Origin of the sequence: Qipengyuania citrea (assembly GCF_009828015.1) — a bacterium.
GTDB classification, from domain to species: domain Bacteria; phylum Pseudomonadota; class Alphaproteobacteria; order Sphingomonadales; family Sphingomonadaceae; genus Qipengyuania; species Qipengyuania citrea.
Genome location: NZ_WTYG01000002.1, coordinates 68,007 through 87,692 on the forward strand (window position 1 = coordinate 68,007; position 19,686 = coordinate 87,692).

General features: G+C 66.8%; 21 protein-coding genes. 12 read left to right on the top strand and 9 right to left on the bottom strand.

Translation table 11 applies throughout. From position 1 onward, the window contains the following. Positions 1 to 10: 10 nt before the first annotated feature. The 4 genes from rsmA to GRI55_RS05775 form a co-directional block, all read right to left on the bottom strand. Positions 11 to 856 carry a 16S rRNA (adenine(1518)-N(6)/adenine(1519)-N(6))-dimethyltransferase RsmA gene (gene rsmA, locus GRI55_RS05760; RefSeq protein ID WP_160766532.1) on the bottom strand — a complete coding sequence of 282 codons (846 nt, stop codon included), beginning with the start codon at positions 854 to 856 and terminating at the stop codon, positions 11 to 13. Then, entirely contained in the window at positions 849 to 1,850 is a 1,002-nt protein-coding gene (gene pdxA / locus GRI55_RS05765; protein WP_160766533.1) for a 4-hydroxythreonine-4-phosphate dehydrogenase PdxA, read from the bottom strand. Before pdxA ends, rsmA begins: the two co-directional genes overlap by 8 nt. Before the next feature lie 8 nt (positions 1,851 to 1,858). Beyond that, complete coding sequence (locus tag GRI55_RS05770; protein ID WP_228135246.1) at positions 1,859 to 3,205, bottom strand: peptidylprolyl isomerase; 1,347 nt, start codon at positions 3,203 to 3,205, stop codon at positions 1,859 to 1,861. Between the two features lie 131 nt (positions 3,206 to 3,336). Next, entirely contained in the window at positions 3,337 to 5,733 is a 2,397-nt protein-coding gene (locus GRI55_RS05775) for an LPS-assembly protein LptD (protein WP_083437324.1), read from the bottom strand. Positions 5,734 to 5,833: 100 nt separating this feature from the next. Here GRI55_RS05775 and GRI55_RS05780 point away from each other — a divergent pair, with 100 nt between their 5' ends. The 6 genes from GRI55_RS05780 to GRI55_RS05805 all read left to right on the top strand — a co-directional run bounded on the left by GRI55_RS05780 (position 5,834) and on the right by GRI55_RS05805 (position 9,507). Further along, positions 5,834 to 7,294 carry a leucyl aminopeptidase gene (locus GRI55_RS05780; RefSeq protein ID WP_160766534.1) on the top strand — a complete coding sequence of 487 codons (1,461 nt, stop codon included), beginning with the start codon at positions 5,834 to 5,836 and terminating at the stop codon, positions 7,292 to 7,294. Positions 7,295 to 7,302: 8 nt separating this feature from the next. After that, on the top strand, positions 7,303 to 7,488 hold the full coding sequence (locus GRI55_RS05785; RefSeq protein WP_063506312.1) for a DUF2256 domain-containing protein: 186 nt from the start codon (positions 7,303 to 7,305) through the stop codon (positions 7,486 to 7,488). Beyond that, entirely contained in the window at positions 7,485 to 7,934 is a 450-nt protein-coding gene (locus GRI55_RS05790; RefSeq protein WP_160766535.1) for a DNA polymerase III subunit chi, read from the top strand. The genes GRI55_RS05785 and GRI55_RS05790 overlap by 4 nt, the downstream gene beginning before the upstream one ends. A gap of 34 nt (positions 7,935 to 7,968) precedes the next feature. Further along, positions 7,969 to 8,496 carry a hypothetical protein gene (locus tag GRI55_RS05795; protein ID WP_050600254.1) on the top strand — a complete coding sequence of 176 codons (528 nt, stop codon included), beginning with the start codon at positions 7,969 to 7,971 and terminating at the stop codon, positions 8,494 to 8,496. Between the two features lie 80 nt (positions 8,497 to 8,576). Continuing rightward, positions 8,577 to 8,999 (top strand): nucleoside-diphosphate kinase, encoded by a 423-nt coding sequence (gene ndk, locus GRI55_RS05800; protein ID WP_160766536.1) that lies wholly within the window; start codon positions 8,577 to 8,579, stop codon positions 8,997 to 8,999. 97 nt (positions 9,000 to 9,096) lie between these two features. Then, a complete protein-coding gene (locus GRI55_RS05805; RefSeq protein ID WP_160766537.1) occupies positions 9,097 to 9,507 on the top strand; it encodes a nuclear transport factor 2 family protein in 411 nt (136 codons plus the stop codon). On the opposite strand, the gene GRI55_RS05810 is transcribed toward GRI55_RS05805, so the two are convergent. Genes GRI55_RS05810 through purM form a run of 3 tightly spaced genes read right to left on the bottom strand, consistent with a single transcriptional unit; the run spans position 9,504 to position 12,794 of the window. Continuing rightward, complete coding sequence (locus GRI55_RS05810; RefSeq protein ID WP_160766538.1) at positions 9,504 to 10,703, bottom strand: sulfotransferase family protein; 1,200 nt, start codon at positions 10,701 to 10,703, stop codon at positions 9,504 to 9,506. The genes GRI55_RS05805 and GRI55_RS05810 overlap by 4 nt on opposite strands. Before the next feature lie 11 nt (positions 10,704 to 10,714). Then, positions 10,715 to 11,692 (bottom strand): phosphoribosylglycinamide formyltransferase, encoded by a 978-nt coding sequence (gene purN, locus GRI55_RS05815; RefSeq protein WP_269149431.1) that lies wholly within the window; start codon positions 11,690 to 11,692, stop codon positions 10,715 to 10,717. Continuing rightward, a complete protein-coding gene (gene purM, locus GRI55_RS05820) occupies positions 11,685 to 12,794 on the bottom strand; it encodes a phosphoribosylformylglycinamidine cyclo-ligase (RefSeq protein ID WP_160766539.1) in 1,110 nt (369 codons plus the stop codon). Before purM ends, purN begins: the two co-directional genes overlap by 8 nt. A gap of 69 nt (positions 12,795 to 12,863) precedes the next feature. On the opposite strand from purM, the gene GRI55_RS05825 reads away from it, so the two are divergent. Genes GRI55_RS05825 through GRI55_RS05840 form a run of 4 tightly spaced genes read left to right on the top strand, consistent with a single transcriptional unit; the run spans position 12,864 to position 15,830 of the window. Next, positions 12,864 to 14,138, top strand: a complete 1,275-nt coding sequence (locus tag GRI55_RS05825) for a heavy-metal-associated domain-containing protein (RefSeq protein ID WP_160766540.1) — start codon at positions 12,864 to 12,866, stop codon at positions 14,136 to 14,138. Between the two features lie 10 nt (positions 14,139 to 14,148). Then, positions 14,149 to 14,763, top strand: a complete 615-nt coding sequence (locus tag GRI55_RS05830; protein ID WP_160766541.1) for a P-loop NTPase family protein — start codon at positions 14,149 to 14,151, stop codon at positions 14,761 to 14,763. Between the two features lie 27 nt (positions 14,764 to 14,790). Further along, on the top strand, positions 14,791 to 15,480 hold the full coding sequence (gene epsC / locus GRI55_RS05835; protein WP_160766542.1) for a serine O-acetyltransferase EpsC: 690 nt from the start codon (positions 14,791 to 14,793) through the stop codon (positions 15,478 to 15,480). Further along, positions 15,480 to 15,830 carry a DUF2794 domain-containing protein gene (locus GRI55_RS05840; protein WP_063505254.1) on the top strand — a complete coding sequence of 117 codons (351 nt, stop codon included), beginning with the start codon at positions 15,480 to 15,482 and terminating at the stop codon, positions 15,828 to 15,830. The genes epsC and GRI55_RS05840 overlap by 1 nt, the downstream gene beginning before the upstream one ends. 68 nt (positions 15,831 to 15,898) lie before the next feature. Here the strand turns inward: GRI55_RS05840 and GRI55_RS05845 are convergent, their stop codons facing one another. After that, entirely contained in the window at positions 15,899 to 16,828 is a 930-nt protein-coding gene (locus tag GRI55_RS05845) for an SDR family NAD(P)-dependent oxidoreductase (protein ID WP_160766543.1), read from the bottom strand. Positions 16,829 to 16,944: 116 nt separating this feature from the next. Next, positions 16,945 to 17,616 carry an HAD-IA family hydrolase gene (locus GRI55_RS05850; RefSeq protein ID WP_063505252.1) on the bottom strand — a complete coding sequence of 224 codons (672 nt, stop codon included), beginning with the start codon at positions 17,614 to 17,616 and terminating at the stop codon, positions 16,945 to 16,947. Positions 17,617 to 17,676: 60 nt separating this feature from the next. On the opposite strand from GRI55_RS05850, the gene glmU reads away from it, so the two are divergent. Together glmU and GRI55_RS05860 are read left to right on the top strand one after the other, a co-directional pair. Beyond that, complete coding sequence (gene glmU, locus GRI55_RS05855) at positions 17,677 to 19,041, top strand: bifunctional UDP-N-acetylglucosamine diphosphorylase/glucosamine-1-phosphate N-acetyltransferase GlmU (protein ID WP_230833457.1); 1,365 nt, start codon at positions 17,677 to 17,679, stop codon at positions 19,039 to 19,041. Between the two features lie 71 nt (positions 19,042 to 19,112). Beyond that, positions 19,113 to 19,649, top strand: coding sequence for a hypothetical protein (locus GRI55_RS05860; RefSeq protein ID WP_160766544.1), 537 nt, complete (start codon positions 19,113 to 19,115; stop codon positions 19,647 to 19,649). Positions 19,650 to 19,686 lie beyond the last annotated feature (37 nt).

Below are 19,686 nucleotides of genomic sequence, written 5' to 3' on the forward strand. Positions count from 1 at the left end.
TCGTTGAGCCTCACCCTTCTGCGGTGAGTGCGCGCGCGAGGGTCACGAATTCGCCGACCGTCACCGTCTCGGCGCGGCGCTGCGGGTCGATGCCGATCGCCTCCAGCGCGGCAACCGCACCGGGCATGCCCTTGAGGCTTTGGCGCAGCATCTTGCGGCGCTGGCCGAAGGCGGCTTCGGTCAGCCGTTCGAGCAGCCGGGCGTCGACCCCTTCGGGCATCTCCGCGGGTTCGACATGAACAATTGCGCTCATCACCTTGGGGGGCGGGGTAAAGGCGCTGCGGTGGACCTTCATCGCCAGCTTCGCGCGGCTGCGCCACTGCGTCAGCACTGCAAGCCGGCCATAGGCCGAGCCGCCGGGCTGCGCGACGATGCGCTGGGCGACTTCCTGCTGGAACATCAGCGTCAGGCTGGTCCACAGCGGCGGCCATGCATTCTCGCTGCCCTTCGCCCCGGCCAGCCAGCGCACGAACAGCGCGGTGCCGACATTATAGGGCAGGTTGGACAACACGGCGAAGGGTTCTCCGCCCATCAGCTCGGCATGATCGAGCTTGAGCGCATCGCCCTCGATTACGCGCAACTGGCCCGGGAAGGCGTCTTCCAGCTCGGCCAGCGCGGGCAGGCAGCGGCGGTCCATCTCGATTGCGGTCACGCGGGCGCCGGCGCGCAGCAGGGCGCGCGTCAGCCCGCCGGGACCCGGACCCACCTCGAGCACCTGCTTCCCGGCAAGATCGCCGGGCACCGCGGCGATCCGGTCGAGCAATTGCTCGTCGAACAGGAAGTTCTGCCCCAGTGCCTTGGAAGCGCTGAGGCCGTGGCGGGCGATGACTTTGCGCAGGGGCGGCAGCTCAGCCATGCGCGGACCGGTTGGCAGCTATCTGTCCCGCCATGCGAATGGCGGCGATCATCGCGCCGGGATCGGCGAGCCCCTTGCCCGCGATATCGAAGGCGGTGCCATGGTCGGGGCTGGTGCGCACGATCGGCAGGCCAAGCGTGACATTGACCCCCTCGTCGAAATCGAGCGCCTTGAGCGGGACCAGAGCCTGGTCGTGATACATTGCCAGCGCGGCGTCGTAGGTCTGCCGCGCGCGCGGTGTGAACAGCGCGTCGGCGGGATGGGGCCCGGTAATGTCGAACCCTTCGCCCCGGAGGGTCTCGATCGCCGGCGCGATGATTCGCGCTTCCTCGGTGCCGAACCGGCCGCCTTCGCCCGCATGCGGGTTCAGCCCACATACCGCGAGCCGCGGCGCGGCGCGGCCGAAATCGGTCGCCAGCGCGCGTGCCACGATCCGCGCGCGTCGTTCGATCAGCTGCTGCGACAGCCGGCCGGGCACTTCGGACAGCGCGCAATGGACGGTCAGCGGCACGGCGCGCAGACTGGGCCCGGCGAGCATCATCACCGCCTGGTCGGCTTCCATTCCGCAGACTTCGGCGAAGAATTCGGTCTGGCCCGGATGCTCGAAGCCGACGGCCGCCAGCTGCGCCTTGGCAATCGGCGCGGTGACGATCGCTGACGCGGTACCCAGCAGCACGCAGCGCGTCGCCTCGGCCAGCGATTGCAGCGCCAGCGCGGCGCCCAATTCATCGGGCTGTCCGGGATACGCAGCGACATCTTCGCGGCCGAGCACCGGCAGCGCACGGCCGAACAGTCCCGGCACTTCGGCCGGATCGTCGATCAGGGCGATGTCGAGCGCGAGCCGGCGGCTGCGCGCCGCGGCTTCGAGCACGCTCTTGCCGCCGACCACGAAAAAGGGCGCGAGGCCCGCATCGGAGCGCCGCGCCCAGCTTTCGACGATGATTTCCGGCCCGATCCCCGCCGGATCGCCAATCGATACGGCGAGGGGTGCCATGACGGGCGTCAGTTGTACTCGATGAAGGCGTCGTTGCGCAGGTCGCGCAAGTAGCGCTGGGCGCGTTTCTCGATGCGCTCGTCCTCGAGTTCGCCCATGATCTGGTTGAAGTCGGGGCCGGCGGCCACTTCGGGATCGTCGCGTCCGCACAGCATCAGCACGCGCACGCCTTCCTCGAACGAGCCGAACGGGGGCGTCGCCTGGCCGACCTGCAGTTGCAGCAGGATGTTCTGCAGCGCCTCGGGCAGCGACCGGACACGGATCTGGTCGTTGGTGACGACATTGGCGCCCAGACGGGCAGCCGCGCTCTCGGCATCACCGCAACCGCGGATGTCGCGCACGCCTTCGGTGAAAGCCGCCACACGCTGCTGGGCCAGCGCTTCGCTGGTACCAGGTGCGAAGCTGATCTGGATCTGCTTGAGGCTAAGCATCGCATCGCGCGGATCGGCCATCAGCACCTGCCGCTTGTCGATCAGGTAGAGGATCGAAAAGCCGCCCGGGATCCGGATCGGGCCGACCAGCTGACCGGGGCTCATTTCCGCGGCCACCGTTTCCAGCTGCGGGTTCTTGAGCTGCGCCAGCTGGATCCAGCCCAGATCGCCGCCAACGGCTGCGGTGGAGGCTTCGGAGAACTGCCGCGCATAGGCCACGAAACTGCCGCCCTGGCGGAGCTGTTCGACGATCTTGCTCGCATTGGCCTCGACCGCGGCTTCGGTTTCGGGCGTCGCCGAAAGATAGATTTCGCCGAGCCGGAATTCCTCGGTCCCGCGCGAGGCCTCGAGCCGTTCGATCAGTTCGGTCACTTCGTCCGACGAGACGTTGACGAAGGGGGCGATGTTGCGGCGCAGCAGGCGGTTCCACGCCAGTTCGCCGGTGATCTGCCGCTTGAGCGAGGCGGGCGAGGAGCCGATGGACCGCAGATATTCGTCCATCTGCTCGGCGGCCTGACCGAAATTGCGGGTCGCGACGCTGGTATAGGTCTGCTCGACTTCTGCTGCAGGGACTTCGAGCTCCTGCGCTTCCGCAGCCTGAATCTGCAGCGTTTCGTCGATCAGATTGCGCAGCACCTGCATGCGCAGGCGGACCAGCTCTTCTTCGCTGACCGGCGTCTGGTTGGCCGCCAGCAGCAACGCCGCCCGCTGGTCGACATCGGTTTCGGTCACGACATAGCCATTGACGACGGCGGTGGCGACGCGGTGGTTGGGATCGCTGTCCTGCAACATGCTGAGGTCGCTGGGCAGGCCGAGCAAATTGCCCTGGCCCATGGTCTGCTGGGCCTGGCCCGCAATCGGTGCGGCGACGAGGCCGGCCGCTGCGGCAAAGGAGAGCAATCGGGAAATCATGTGTGCAGTCACCTGTCGAACCTGTCTTGCGGCATCGCCGGGATGCCCGAATATGCCGGGCGTCTTGCAGCGGCGCGGCTTAACCAAAGCTGATGATTGCGCGCCGGATAGCGCGTTTGGGCCGGGGTGCCAATAAGCGCAGCCTAGCGGAAACCCAGATTTCTCAGGCTGAAGTAGAACTGGAAGGTATCGCCGCGTTCGGCATCGCCCGCGGTAATGTAATCGCGCCGCCAGGTAACGCCCAGTTCGAGGCAGTCGTCCTGATAGGCGATGCCCAGCCGGGTACGGATCGGATCGAACCCGTCCGATGCCAGCGTGGGGTCCTCCTCGCGGTCGGTAAGGTTGAACACGCCCGAGCCGAACAGCGACCAGTAATTGGCAAAAGCCACCCGCACCGCGCCGCGCAATTCCTCGCGGTCCTGCAGATCCTCTACCTGCGTGATATCGCGGTCGAGCCGGACGTAACCGATCTCGGCATAGGTCCGGCTCGACCCGACGGTGGCGTCGATCTCGTTCCGGCGGATCGCCAGATTGTCCTTGTCCAGCCGGAAGCGGTGGGTGAACTTCAGGAAGTTCTTGTACCGCACCTCGGTCCGGCCGACGAAATCGGAGAACCGTTCGGACAGGCCGGTCCCCACCGGCAGGATGTCGCGGTCGCTGTCGAGACGGTAGGATTGCCCAACATTGGTCTTCAGTTCCCAGTCCGGAATGCGCAGTGACCAGTCGAATCCGTAGGTGACCCGCGCGCCGTCCTCGACCCGGTCGTAGCCGGGGAAGCGGTTGAGCGCGAAGAGGTTGGAATCCTCGAGGTCGATCGCACGGGCATCCTCGTTGGGGATGGCCAGATTCTTGATTGGCGGGGTGGCGACGAATTGCACGCGAGGGGTGAACACCTGCGTGCCGCCGAAGGCTTCGCCGACGAAGGGCCATTGCACGTCGAGCGCGCCCAGCGCCACGCCGCGGTATTCCCAGCCGGGATTCCCGCGATAGCTCGGCGTGGTGGTGAGGTAATTCTCGTCCGAATGGTAGACGTCGCCGCGCAGCATGCCGGTGAGCGTGACGACCTGGCCAAGCGCGGTCACGCGGCGCAGGTCCCATTGCGCGCGGGCGAAGGCGCGCTGCGTGTCCTGCCCGATATCGCGCATGATCGCGAGCGTGTTGCCCTGCAGTTCGAGCTGTCCGCCGAGGATCTTGGCATCGGGCCGCCAGCGCACGTCGAGCACGGGCAGCGCTATCGGCACTTCGCCTTGCGGCTGGTCAAGCCGCAGGGTCTGTGTGGCCCAGCCTGCCAGCGAGAAATAGGTGTTGCCGGCAATCCGCTCCAGCTCGAGCGTGGAGCGCAGCCGGTCGTCGCGGCTGATGTCGTAGCGGCGTAGGAAGGTGCGGTCGGTGGTGCGGCGGACCGATCCGGTCAGGCTCCAGTCGGGCGTCAGTTGGAACCTGCCATTGGCGAACAGGTAGCCGCGGAATTCCTCCGCGCTGTCGGCCACGCCGGTGAAAGTGGAAATTCGCTGCGAATGGGTGGCGTAACCGGTGATCTGGTAGGCGCCAGCTTCGGTCAGGTGGCGCCACTGCCCCGCGACCATCGGTGCCGCCCCGGTATAGACATGGGTGGTCAGCGTAAGGTCTTTGTTGTCGCCGAAGCGCAGGTAATAGCTGCCCGATACCTCGACCCCGTTGCTTTCGGAAAAGCGCAGGTCGGGCACGAGGAAACCCGAAACCGCACCGCCATCGGTGCGGATCGTCAGCCCCGGCAGCGGCAGCAAACGCGCGCCGAACAATTCCAGATAGGCGCCCGAAAAATTGATCCGGCTGGTCTCGGGGTCGTAAACGACGCGCTCGGCGGTGATTCGCCAGCTCGGATCGCGCGGGCAGCCCTGCGGATCGACCACGGCGCAGCCGCTATAGGCCGCTTCCTCCAGCGCGACGGTGCCGTCGCTTTCGCGAATGCCGCGATTGGCGGCGAGCCGCCCGCCCTGCCGCAGCGCGAGCAGCAGATCGTCCATCGCGCCGGCTTCGAATTCGTCGGTCAGCTCGACCCGTTCGGAAAACAGCTGGTTGCCGTTTTCATCGACGAACCGGACGCGCCCCGTGGCGAGGATTTCGCCGGTCTGCTCGTTCCAGCTGACCGAATCGGCGCGCAGCGACCGGTCGCCGCTGCGCAGCACGACGTTGCCGCTGGCGGTCACGACATCGCTGTCGGCACTGTATTCGAGGATATCGGCTTCGAAGTCGATCGCGCGGTTGCCGGCCGCATCCAGCCCGTCATCGCCGGTGGGGGCGGGCGGCGGGTCCAGCCCGGCGCCGGGATCGGGTACGGTGAGCAGATCGTCGACGCCGGCGCCCTCGTCCAGCGTGGGCCGGTCGGGCTGCGGGTCGCCGGGCTCGCCCTGCGGGTCGATGACGTTGCCGACATTGTCGGCCGCGCGCTGCGCAGCGGCCGGGCTGGCCGCACACAGCGCCAGCGCAATGGCAGTCAGAGTCGCGGGACGGATGGCCTCCCGGATGGCGTGCGGGGCTGTCTCGGCAGGCGGGAGCATCCCTTGCCTATCGCACCGGCCACGCCTAATCGCAATCGCCATCCTCGATGGGCGTGCGCGCAGCGTATCGGCCCTGACCAAAGACAATTCCGGAGATCCCATGCACATTCAGTTCAGCCAGTCCCGCCCGCAGGTTGCGCGCCTTGTTGCGCAAGTTACCGACAAGGACAAGGTTCCCGCTGGGCTGGAAAAGCCGTTCGCCGAAGGCATGGAAGCCGCCCGGTTCAAGGGCAAGGCAGGACAGGTGTTCGACGGCTTCGTCGAACGCGATGGCCAAGTCCTCCGGCTGGCGCTGGCCGGCCTCGGCGACAAGAGCGATGAAGTCCGGCTCGCCAATTGCGAGAAAGCGGGCGCGGCGCTGGCTGCCAAGTACCAGTCAAGCGGCGACGAGGAACTCGTCCTCGACCTCGCGGACAGCGGCCTGACCGCCGAACAGGCAGCCAGCGTCCTGCTCGGCCTGCGGCTGCGCAACTGGCGCTACGATGTCTATCGCACCAAGATGAAGGACGAGCAGAAGATCACGCTCGCCACTGTCACCGTGATCGGCGCTCCCGAGGGGAGCGAGGCCGCGTGGGACGACATGGCGCATGTCGCCGAGGGCGTCGAGTTCACCCGCGTGCTGATCACCGAACCGGCGAATATCCTGTACCCGGAAAGCTTCGTCGAGCGCTGCCGCGAACGCTTCGAAGGCACCGGCGCCGAGCTGATCGTGCTGGACGAGGCGCAGATGGAAGAACTCGGCATGGGGTCGCTGCTGGGCGTCGGTCTCGGGTCGGAGCGCGAATCGCGCATCCTCGCGATCCGCTGGGACGGCGGCGAACCGGGGGCGGCCCCGACCGCCTTCGTCGGCAAGGGCGTGACCTTCGACACCGGCGGCATCTCGATCAAGCCGGGCCCGGGCATGGAAGACATGAAGTGGGACATGGGCGGCGCAGGCGCCGTGGCGGGCGCGATGCTGGCGCTGGTCGGGCGCAAGGCCAAGGCCAATCTCGTAGGCGTGGTCGGGCTGGTCGAGAACATGCCCGATGGCAAGGCGCAGCGCCCCGGCGACGTGGTCACGAGCATGAGCGGACAGACCATCGAGGTGCTCAACACCGATGCCGAAGGGCGACTGGTGCTGGCCGATGCGCTTCACTGGACGCAGGAAGAATTCAAGCCCGCGCGCATCCTTGATTTCGCAACGCTGACCGGCGCCATGATCATCGCGCTCGGCCACGAGTTCGCGGGCGTCTTCTCGAACGATGACGCGCTTGCCAGCCAGCTGCACGATGCGGGCGAGGTGACCGGCGATCGCAACTGGCGCCTGCCGATCGGCCCGGCCTACGACAAGCTGATCAATTCGCCGATCGCCGACATGAAGAACATCGGCGGGCGCGCCGCTGGATCGATCACCGCCGCGCAGTTCCTGCAGCGCTTCATCGCCGACGGGACGCCGTGGGCGCATGTCGACGTGGCCGGCATGGTCTGGTCGGACAAGCCGGGCCGGACCTGGGGCAAGGGCGCGACCGGTTATGGCGTGCGCCTGCTCGACCGGTTCGTTCGCGACACGCTGGAAGGCTGACGGATATCATGGCCAAGGGTACCGGCAAGATGCGGCGGATGGGCGACTTGCCCAGCAAGACGTGCCTGACCTGCGGCTTTCCGTTCACGTGGCGCAAGAAATGGGCGCGGGACTGGGAAGGGGTCAAATATTGCTCGGACAAATGCCGCCGCAACAAGCCATCCTCGTCGGGTGAGGCGGCGGGCCCCGAATGACCACGACCCGCGTCGATTTCTACCAGCTCAGCCGCGATCCGGTGGACGTGACCGTGGCCAAGCTGGCCCGCAAGGTGTTGCAGGCGGGCGAGCGGCTGGTGGTCGTCAGCGGTGACGACGCGCAGCGCACGCATCTGTCGCAACTGCTCTGGCAGCAGGGCGGGGCGGCCTTCCTCGCCAACGGCATGGCCGGCGGGGCGCATGAAGCGCGCCAGCCGATCCTGCTGTCGGGTACCTGCGGTTCGTCCAATGGCGCGCGCATGGCCCTGATCGCCGATGGAAGGTGGCGCGAAGAGGCGCTGGAATTCGACCGCGTCCTGCTGCTGTTCGATGCCGCCCAGCGCGACGCGGCCGCGGCTTTGTGGCGCCGCTTCGCGCAGGACGAGACGATCGACAACCGCATCAACAAACAGGATGAACACGGCAGCTGGCGCGAGGGTCGCTGACGGAACCGTTGCGCGCTTCAAGCATCGATAGGGCATGACACGCAGCCCGCCCGCCGCCCGCCTCGCCGCTTTCACTGCCGCCGCGCTGGCAGTTGGGGCCTGCGGGGGCGAAGCCGAGAACGCGGGCGAGAATGGCGGTGACGGCGCCGAACCGCGCGGCTCCTACGATATCGATGCGGAAACGGGCGAAACCCGCGCGCGGCATACGGGCGACGACGGCACGGTCACGACCATGCGTTCGGGCGAGCGCGTCCCGGTCGAACTGCCCGCGGGGTTTGCCCTCTATCCCGGCGCACGGGTGACCAACAACACGCGGGTGGAACAGGCCGCTGGCGTGCTGGTCCTGCTGACGCTGGAGAGCGCCGCGCAACCGGCGGATATGGTGGCGTATTATCGTGAACAGGCAGCCAGTGCCGGGATCGACGTGGCGACGTCGCTCGACAGTGGGCCGATGACGATGATCGGCGGTGAAAACGCCGATGGCACCAGCTTCTCCTTCACCGCGACGCGCGAAGGCGAGGTCACCCGGGCGCAGCTGTCGATCGGACGTGGTCTCGAATGAAACTTGCCCGGGCGGGCCCGCGGCGCTAGGGGCGCGCGCGAGAATTTTCTCCCCCGCATACTCCACGCAAGGAAATCACCATGGCGGTTACCCGCACCTTTTCGATCATCAAGCCCGATGCCACGCGCCGCAACCTCACCGGTGCGGTCACCAAGATGCTGGAAGAAGCCGGCCTGCGCGTCGTCGCCTCGAAGCGCATCCAGATGACCCGCAAGCAGGCCGAAGGCTTCTACGCGGTGCACAAGGAACGTCCCTTCTTCGGTGAACTGGTCGACTTCATGATCTCGGGCCCAGTCGTCGTACAGGTTCTCGAAGGCGAAGATGCGGTCAAGCGCAACCGCGACGTGATGGGCGCGACCAACCCGGCGGATGCCGATGAAGGCACCATCCGCAAGACCTATGCCGAATCGATCGAAGCCAATTCGGTTCACGGTTCGGACAGCGACGAAAACGCCAAGATCGAAATCGACTTCTTCTTCAACGAAGACGAAATCGTCGGCTAAAAGCCTCTGCGGCCATGTCTTTTGGCCGCACATCATTTGTTTATAGGCTCAGGGGGCGATCCGTTCTAGGATCGCCCCCACTATGGTCTTCGGCTTCTTGAACAAGCGCCTTTCGCGCAAGTCCCGCGCGAAGATGGTCGGCCAATTGGTCGATGCACTGAACAGGTTCGATTACGAAGCGGTCGAAAGGCTGATCTCGCCCGACATGAAGGTCGTCGATGCGGGTGGGTACAGGCTGGAAGGCGCCGCCGCGGTTATCGACGCCGACCGCACCTTCCGCGAGCAGGCCGACCGCCCGCAGATCATCGTCGATACGCTCGACCACTGGGGCAAGGGAATGCTCCTGCGGGGCCATCTGGAAAGTCCGATGGCGGAAATTGACGGGCCGCTGATGTGGCGGATCGAATTCACCGGCAATCGTATCGGCCTGATCGAAACCACTCGCCCGCTTGACCGGATGACAGCACCGATGTTCGCCTCCCGGCGCAGCGCCCAGGCGGCCCGCTAGGCGGCCTCGCCCGCGGCGAAATTCTCGATCTGCACCTTGTGCGCCGTATGGCTGCCGGCCGCGGCCTTGCGCTGTTCGCGCCGCATCGCGGCCAGTGCAGCGCCCGATAGCGGCATGTCCAATGCAGCATAGACGTGGCCGATCTCGGCTTCCCAGTCCGCATTCAGCCGATCGAAATCGACATGCGCAACCTGTCCGGCAAAGCCCGCCAGTGCGCGTTCGATCCGCTGCTGGCGCAGTGCCAGCTTGCGCTGCCATTCGGCGGTGATGGCGGACAGGTCGCGGCGTGTGCTCTGGGGCGCCATCTGGCTCGCCACTAGCGATACCGAACTCTCGACGATCGCGGCCGCATCGCGGTGCGTCACCACCAGCCGCGTACCGGGGAAGTGCTGCAGCAGCGCGGGCAGGTCTTCGGCGAATTGCGGGCATTTCAGCACCCGCGGGCGGTCGGCATTACCCATCGTCGCCGCGTCCGTCCGCAGGATGCGTGCGAATTCGGCATAGACCGGACCGGGATCGCGCGCCTCGCTCCACGCCACGAAGGACGGGATGTGCCACTGTGCCTCGAAGGTCGCGGGCGATAGCGCTGCGGCAAGCCAGCCGATTTCCTCGTCGATACGGGTCGAACCGAACGGATGCAGGGCATCGAGCCAGGGATTGATCCGCCGCGCGATCGCCAGCGCCGCGGCGGCCTTGAGGGGGCGCCAGTCGGGCGTAACCGGAACCGGGTTGTGGCTGTCGCAGAACCGCGTACCGGCATGGTCCGGGTCCGCGGCCAGCAGCCGGTGCATTCGCGTGGTGCCCGCGCGCATCTGCCCGACGACGACGATCGGGGATGCGATCGCAGCCTGCGGCAAGCTCGGGTCGGTCCGCCATGCGCGGCCCAGTGCATGCCGCTTGCGGATGGCCGAGGTCAGCTGGCCGTAGGCCATCGTGTGGCCCAGCGCATTGAGTTCGGCTTCGCCGCGCAGGCTGGCGCACAGGCGTTCGAGGCGCAGGCGGAAGTCGGCAACTTCTGCCTCGCTGCGGCCCGCATGTTCGTCCTGCGCGGCAAAACCGCGGCTGCCCACCTGCCAGAGATATTCGGGGTCGAGTGGCGGCTTGGCGGTGATGCCCTTGCGCCACAGCGCGCCCACCGCGCGGTCGGCCCGATCGGCGGCGCGGGCGGTGGCCAGCGGATGGGGGCGCGGCGGCATGGCCATCGTGCTCAGGAAGCGTCCGCGGTGTCGAGCAGGCCGGCGATGCTCTTCGGGGCTACCTGCTGCCAGCTGCGCCGCAGCCAGTGGGCGGCATCGTCCCAGTCGAGGTCCGCCCGGTTGAGGATGACGCCGATCCATCCACTGGCGCCGTAATAGGCCGGCTTGTGATAGGCATGCGGCTGTGCCTCGACCAGGGTTTCCAGCTCGTCCAGCCCCGCGCATTTCACCAGCAGCGAGACGTGGGGGGCGCCGTGATGCCGGTCGGAGAAATGGGCGAAGAACTTGCCCGATTTCTCGGTCCCGACCCGAAAGCCCGGCGCACCGTGACTTTCGCGCTCATGTGTTTGCGGCAACGCCAGCGCCAGCGTACGCACGCGGGCCAGCAGGTGTTGCGGGTCGTTCCAGCGCGAAACGTAATCGGCCAGAACGCGGGGATAGAGCTGGTGCTCGGCCAGCCGGACGCGGGCGGCCAGCGCAGCGGGTGTGTCGCCGGGCTGGATCGCAATCGCGATCTGGCCGAGGATTTCGCCCGCATCGAGCTCTTCGGTCACCAGGTGGACGCTGGTCCCGCCGTAGCTATCGCCCGCCGCAATCGCGCGCGCATGCGTATCGAGCCCGGGATAGGCGGGCAGCAGCGAGGGGTGGATATTGAGCATGCGTCCCTCCCAGCGCCCGACGAAGCCGGGCGTCAGGATGCGCATGTACCCCGCCAGCACGATATATTGCGCACCGGCATCGCGCGCCGCCCGTTCCATGGCCGCATCGTGGTCTTCGCGGGCCATGCCCGCGTGTGCCAGCGCGAAGGTGGGGACCCCTTCGGCCCGGGCCAGCGCAAGCGCGGGGGCGGCGGGATCGTTGGCTGCGACAAGTGCGATTTCATAGGGCGAACCGGGCAGGCGGCTGGCATAAAGCAGCGCCGCCATATTGGTGCCCGTGCCCGACACGAACACGGCGACCTTGGCGGTGGCCGTCGCGTGGTCAGGCAAGATGCGCCGCCGACCAGTCCTCGCGCGCGGCCCAGGTGCCGGCCGTGCCGTGCACGCTGCATCCCTTGTCGCCCGCCTCGATGCGGCCCACAGCCAGCACGGTTTCGCCCGCGTCCTCGAGACGGGTGCGAACGATTTCGGCATTGGCGGGCTCGACCGCGAGCACCATCCCTACCCCGCAATTGAAGGTCCGCGCCATTTCGGCGGGTTCGATATTCCCCTGGGCCTGGAGGAACGCCATCAGGCCCGGTTGCTCCCAGCCATCGGCTTCGACATGGGCATGCGCACCCTCGGGCAGGACGCGGGGGATGTTTTCCAGCAGGCCGCCGCCGGTGATATGCGCCATGGCGTCGACCAGCCCGTCGCGCACAAGCGGCAGCAGGCTGCGCACGTAGATCCGCGTCGGTTCGATCAGTGCGTCGATCAGCAGGCGGTCGCGATCGAACAGGGCCGGGCGGTCGAGTTTCCAGCCCTTGTCCTGCGCCAGCCGCCTCACCAGCGAATAACCGTTCGAGTGCACGCCCGAACTGGCGAGGCCAAGCAGCAGGTGGCCGGGCGCGACGCGTTCGCCGGTCAGCTGTTCGCCGCGCTCGACCGCGCCGACGCAGAACCCGGCGAGGTCGTAATCGCCCGCGGCGTACATGCCGGGCATTTCGGCGGTCTCGCCCCCGATTAGCGCGCAGCCGGCCTGTTTGCAGCCCTCGGCGATGCCCGCGATGACGCGCTCGGCCACGCCGTTTTCCAGCTTGCCGGTGGCGAAGTAATCGAGGAAGAACAGCGGTTCCGCCCCCTGGACGATCAGGTCGTTGACGCACATGGCGACGAGGTCGATGCCCACCGTGTCGTGGCGGTCGCTGTCGATGGCCAGCTTGAGCTTGGTGCCCACACCGTCATTGCCTGCGACCAGTAGCGGATCCTTGTACCCGGCTGCCCTGGGGTCGAAAAAGCCACCGAAACCGCCGATCTCGCCATCCGCACCGGGACGCATCGTGGCCTTCACCAGCGGCCCGATCGCCTTGACCAGCGCATTGCCCGCCTCGATCGAAACACCCGCCTGTTCGTAGGTGTAGGAAGGGCTGCTGCTGCGCGGTTGGTCACTCATCTGACCCGCCTTACGCTTTCGCGCTTGGATTTCCAGAAGCCTTTCGGCAAAAGGCGCCCTGTTTTCCCCATGATCCGATCGATATCCTCCCCCTTTGCGTTCCGCCGCTTCGCCATCCTCGCCGTGGTCCTGGCCACGCTGTGCGCGCTCAGCGTGGTCGTATGGGCGCAAGTCGGCGGGGAACGCGGGATCGCCCCGGTGGCCTCGAGCAGCGATATCGAAGTGTCGGGAATCGAAGTCGATGTCCGTGCCGAAAGCGGCATCGCCGCGCGCGAACAGGCCTGGGAAGAGGCGCAGCGCAAGGCCTGGGACCGCCTCGAAGGCCCCAGCCTCAGCGATTCGCAGATCGCCGGCCTGGTTTCCGCCGTGGTCATCGAGCGCGAACGGCTGGGACCGAGGCGATACATCGCCACACTCGGTGTCGTGTTCGACCGGCAGCGCGCGTCGCGCTATCTCGGTTCAGAAGGCGAAGCGACGCGCTCGGCGCCGATGCTGCTGCTGCCGGTGACCGTGTCGGCAGGCACGCAGATGGTCTACGAGCGGCGCAATCCGTGGCAGCGTGCCTGGGCCGGCTATCAGGCGGGACAGAGCCGGATCGATTATGTCCGCCCGGCGGGTGCCGGGGGGGATTCGCTGCTGCTGACCTATGGCCAGACCGGACGCCGCAGCCGCACCTGGTGGCGCAATGCGCTCGACCAGTTCGGCGCTGCCGATGTGCTCGTCGCCATTGCGAGCCTGCGGTACACCTATCCCGGCGGGCCGATCGAGGGCACGTTCACGGCGCGTTTTGGCCCCGACAACGCCTATCTCGACGGGTTCGACATGACCGCTGCATCGCCGGCCGAGCTTCCGACCATGCTCGAACGCGCCGTGGTGCGCTTCGACCGGATCTTCGAACTCGCGCTGGCCGAAGGCAAGCTGCGGCCCGACCCAACGCTCGACATCGGCACGCCCGAACTCGATCCCGCGCTCCAGCGGCTGCTCGATCTCGGCCGCACGCTGCGGGCGCAGGACCAGGCTGCAGCAGCCGCGGCATCGCAGCCCACTGCCGAAAGCGGCGATGCGATTACCGCAGCGCCCATCCAGACGCCGCCACCCGAAGGATCGGTCGCGCTCTACACCGTGCAGGTCGCCACGCCCGATGCCGCCAGTTTCGACGGCGCGGTCTCCAGCGTGCGCGGGACGCCTGGCGTGCGGGCAACGGGCATCCGCAGCACTGCGATCGGCGGAACCTCGGTGATGACGGTCAGCTATTCCGGTTCGATCGGCGAACTGGCCGACGCCCTGCGGGCGCGCGGCTTCACCGTCCGCCAGGGCAGCAACGCGCTCGCCATCAGCCGCTGATTCGCGGGCGATGACCTCGCAGATCGCTCTTCCGCTGATTCCGGCCGGCGCCGGCGAGCCGTCCTCGATCGTGATCGGATCGGGGAACCGCGCAGTGGCCGAAGCGCTGGCGGCGCCGGCCAGCTGGCCGTTCCGCACCGCCATCCTCCATGGGCCGCCGCGCGCGGGCAAGTCGCTGTTCGCGCGCTGGTTCGCCGCGCAGCAGGCGGGGGAGGCCATCGACGATGCCGAAACGCTTGACGAGACCGCGATCTTCCACCGCTGGAACCGCGCGCAGGAAAGCGGCATCCCGCTGCTGCTGGTGGTGGGCGGCGGGGGCTGGGACATCGCCTTGCCCGACCTGCGCAGCCGGATGGGGGCTGCATTGCAGCTCGAAATCGGGCCACCCGACGATGCGCTGGCGACCGACCTCATGCTGTCGCATGCCGCCCAGCGCGGTCTGGTCCTGGGCGAGGGTGCACCCGCCTATCTCGTGCCGCGAATGGAACGCAGCTATGCCGCGATCGAGAAAATCGTTGGCGAAATCGACCGGCTGAGCCTTGAACGGCAGGTTCCCGCCACCCTATCTGTATGGCGTGATGCACTGGAAGCGGTGCAGGGCCCGGACCAGGGACGCTTGCTTTAACTGCTTCCCGATGGGAGAATAGTGCCCATGTTCGAACGGCTTGTCGCCTATCTCGACAGCGTGAAGGCACGCGATCCGGCTCCCCGCAGCCGCTGGGAAGTGCTGACCTATCCCGGTGTCTGGGCGGTGTTCTACCACCGCATCGCGCATTGGCTGTTCGAAGCGGAGCTGTTTTTTCTGGCCCGGCTAGTCAACCACTGGAGCCGGATGGTCACTGCGATCGATATCCACCCGGGCGCGAAGATCGGCAAGAACCTGTTTATCGATCACGGCTTCTCGGTGATCGGCGAAACCGCCGAGATCGGCGACAACGTGACGATCTACCAATGCGTGACGCTGGGCGGCACCAATCCGGCCAATGGCAAGGGGGGCAAACGCCACCCGACCATCTCGGACGAGGTGATCATCGGCTCGGGCGCGCAGGTAATCGGCCCGATCACGGTCGGCCGCCGCGCGCGCATCGGTGCCAATGCGGTCGTAACCGACGAAGTGCCCGAAGGCGCCACAATGATCGGCCTCAAGGCGCGCAGCACGCTGGTGCCGGCCGAACAGTGGCTCAAGGAATTCATTCCCTACGGCACGCCGTGCGACGATCCGTGCGAACCCAGCCGGGATTGCATCGAGAAGCTCGACAGCGAGCTGAAGGCACTGCGCGCCGAAGTCGCCGCGCTGCGCGCAGAACGCGAACCGGCCCAGCGCAGCGGGACTGCCGATTGATGGGTTCTTTCGGCGATACGGTCGTCGCCTTCCCGGGTCGCAAGCCGCTGCAGATCGGTTTCAGCCGCGAGGAACTGACGCGGATCCTCGATCTCTACGGGCGGATGGTCGCAGCCGGGCAGTGGCGCGATTACGCGATGGATTTCACTAAGGATTGCGCCGTGTTCGCCGCATTCCGGCGCGCGGCGGAACGGCCGCAGGCGCGGATCGAGAAACGCCCCGCCTTGCGCAACAAACAGGGCATGTGGACGCTGTTCGGCGAACATGGCCAGGTGCTCAAGCGCGGTCACGAATTGCCCGGCGTGATCGCGCCAATGGAACGGCGCCTGCTCAAGACGGTCGACAGCTAGGCAGCGGCCGATGCGAAAAGGGCCCGCGCCGCAGCACGAGCCCCTTCCTCAACATAGTGCAAAGCGGATCAGCCGCGGGCGCTGCCGGGGCCGGTTCCGGTGACCTTCTGCATCGCGGTCAGGATCGCGCCCGACTGCTCGCTGCCCGACTGTGGGGCCTTGAGGTTGGAGAAGTCGCTGATCTTGTCCCAATTGGCAGCAAAGCCTTCGACGGTGCGCTCTTCATCGGTGAGCCAGACCGCGTCGTTCATGACGGTCCAGGCCGAGTGGAAGCCGCCCGCACCCGCGCCCACGATCGCGTTGGTGGGCGCGTCTTCGCTGACGAGGAACAGCGCGGCCGGGACCACATTCACCGGGTCGAACAGCTTGAAGGCTTCTTCGGGGAAGAGGTCTTCGGTCATGCGGGTGCCCGCCACCGGCGAGATCGTGTTGACCTTGATGTTGTACTTGGCGCCTTCGAGCTGCAGCGTCTTCGTCAGGCCGGCGAGGCCGAGCTTGGCGGCACCGTAGTTGGCCTGGCCGAAATTGCCGAACAGGCCGGTCGACGAAGCGGTCATCAGCACGCGGCCATAGGCCTGCTCGCGCATGGTTTCCCATACCGCCTTGGTGACGTTTGCCGAACCGTTGAGGTGGACGTCGACGACGAACTCGAAATCATCCATCGTCATCTTGGCGAAGGTCTTGTCGCGCAGCACGCCGGCATTGTTGATGACGACGTGGACGCCGCCCCACTTCTGCTTGGCGTCGGCAACCATCTTTTCCATCTGTTCGTATTCGGTGACCGAGCCGCCGTTCGAAACGGCTTCGCCGCCGGCCTTCTCGATTTCCTCGACCACCTGCAGTGCCATGTCGGAATGGCCGGTGCCGTCGCGCGAACCGCCGAGATCGTTGACCACGACCTTGGCACCGCGGCGGGCGAGTTCGAGCGCGTATTCGCGGCCCAGACCGCCGCCTGCGCCGGTTACGATGGCTACCTTGTCCTTGAAATCGATGCTCATGGGGCTGCTCCTGCTTTATCGTTTACGTAAAGGTCAATTGCGCGGCTGGGTGGCATGTTCGCTTCGCACTTGCAACACCGGGTATGGCGGGCCGCCGTTCCGTAGCGGCGGCCCGCTCAGCCCAGCCTGGCCAGCGCCGGAACCAGTTCCGCCAGCGAATCGATCTCCGCATCGGCGCCCAGCTCACCGCGCGGCTTGTCGCAATAGCCGTAGCGCGCGCCGATCACGGGGACGCGGGCGGCGCGCGCTGCGGCAACGTCATACGAGCTATCGCCGACAAAGGCGAGGCTGCCGCCGCCGCCGCGCCGCTGCGCTTCGAAGATCGGGTCCGGCGCGGGCTTGGCCTTGCCCTTGCCCATGGTATCGCCGCCGATGATCGCGACGAAATGATCGGCGAGGTCGAGCGCAGCGAGGATCTGCCGCGCGAAGCTTTCGAACTTGTTGGTCACCACCACCATCGCGATATCGCGTTCGCGCAGCAGGGCGAGCGTTTCGCGGGCATGCGGGTAGGGCTGCGTGTGGACCGCGTTGTTGTCCGCGTAATAGGCCAGCATCGCCTTGTAGAGCTTGCGGAATTCGTCGTCGGGCAGGCCGCCCTGCTCGTCCACCGCGCGCTGCAGCATGATCTTTGCGCCGCCGCCGATGAGGTCGCTGGCGTGGTCCGCCGGGACCGGCGCGAAGCCGCCGAGGTCAAGCGCGTGATTGACTGCCGCGCCAAGGTCGCGGTGGGTTTCTAGCAGCGTTCCGTCGAGATCGAAACCGATGATGGAAAAGGGCAGGTCGCTCATGGCAGCGGCGGTGGCGGAAGGTTCTTCAAACTGCAAGCGAATGGTGGCAAGGCACCGCGCATGAACATGACACGCGATTTCGCCGCCATCGTCCTTGCCGCGGGCAAGGGCACCCGTATGAAAAGCGATCTGCACAAGGTCCTGCACCCGATTGCCGGTCGCCCGATGCTCGACCACCTGCTGGCGACCGTCGATGCGCTGCAACCAGCCAAGAAGGTCGTGGTGGTGGGCGCGGGGCGCGACCAGCTCGAAAATGCGCTGGCCGGCAGCGCCGAAACCTGCCTGCAGGAACCGCAGCTGGGTACGGGACACGCGGTCCAGCAGGCCGAGGAGAGCCTGGCGGATCACAGCGGCGATGTGCTGGTGCTGTATGGCGATGTGCCCTTCGTGAAGGGCGAGACGATGCAGGCCATGCTCGACCGTCTGCATGCCGAGGATCGGCCGAAAGTCGTGGTATTGGGCTTCGAACCCGACGATCCGGGACATTACGGGCGAGTCATCGCCGATGCCGACGGGCGGATCGACAAGATGGTCGAATTCAAGGATGCGAGCGAGGAGGAGCGCGCCTGCCGCCTGTGCAATTCGGGCGTCATGGCAGCGCGCAGCGCCGACATGTTCGAGCTGCTCCGCCGCGTGGGCAACGACAATGCGCAGGGCGAATATTACCTCGTCGACATCGTCAACATCGCCAATGCGGACGGCGATAGCTGCGCGGTCGTATCCGCCGACACGCCCGCCGAGGTCACCGGCATCAACAGCCGCGCCGAACTCGCCCGCGCTGAAGCGCAATGGCAGGAGCTCAAGCGCGAGGAAGCGATGACCGAAGGCGTCACGCTGACCGCGCCCGACACGGTGTTCTTCAGCTGGGATACCGACCTTGCCGCCGATGTGACGGTCGAACCGCACGTGGTCTTTGGCCCCGGTGTCAGCGTCGCCCGCGGCGCGCGAATCCGCGCGTTCAGCCATCTCGAGGGGGCGCGCGTTGGGGAAGGGTGCTCGGTCGGTCCCTATGCCCGCCTGCGGCCCGGCGCGGTAATGGAAAAGGACAGCTTCGTCGGCAATTTCGTCGAGATGAAGCAGGCCACGCTGGGCGAGGGGGCCAAGGCCAGCCACCTGACTTATCTCGGTGATGCCGAGGTCGGCGCGGGCGCGAATATCGGCGCGGGCACGATTACCTGCAATTACGATGGCTATTTCAAGCACAAGACCGTGATCGGCGAACGCGCGTTCATCGGTTCGAACAGCGCACTGATCGCGCCGGTGCGGATCGGGACCGATGCAATCGTCGCTGCAGGCAGCGCGGTCAGCCGCGATGTCGGCGATGGCGATCTGCGCATGGTGCGCGGCGAACAGGTGGTTAAACCCGGCTGGGCCGACCGTTTCCACGATGCGATGAAAAAGAAGAAGGCGGCGGACAGGAAGTGAGGGCGCTGCTCGGCTGCACCCTGTTGCTCGCGTCCTGTGGCAGTGCCGGCGCGGGAAATGATGGTGAACCAGTGGAGCAGCGCGCCGAACAGGCGCCGCCGCCTGCTGGGCCCCTCTCGCCGGTACCGGTAACAGCTGCGTCAGGTTCGCCCGGCCGGACGGTCGAATGCGCTTCGGGCGAAGCCGAGGTGTTTTCGTGCAAGGTTGCAGGCGGCAAGCGGATTGCCATTTGCGGCACGGGCACGGGGAGGGGCGATGCCGAATACCGCTTCGGTGACGGCGAGCCCGAGCTGGTCCTCAGCGGCGGGCGCTGGGCCAGCGTGCCCTATTCCGGCGGCGGCGAAGCGCAGGTTGCCTTTGCCAGCGGCGATACGAGCTATGTCGTCTTCAGCCGCATCGTGCGGACCAATTTCGCTGCCGGCGAACCGAACGACCCGGCCATCAGCGACGGCGTGATCGTGCTCGAAGATAAAGAGGTGATCGGCATCCAGCTATGCGACGATCCCGATGTCGCGGCAATCGACTACGATCTTGCCGAAGCCCATTTCCCCCGCGCCGACGATCTTTTCAGCTGGGAGACCGACCTCGCCGAACGCCGAACCCGATAACTGCTGGCTGTGCGGGCGCGCGCTCGGGCGCAAAGTC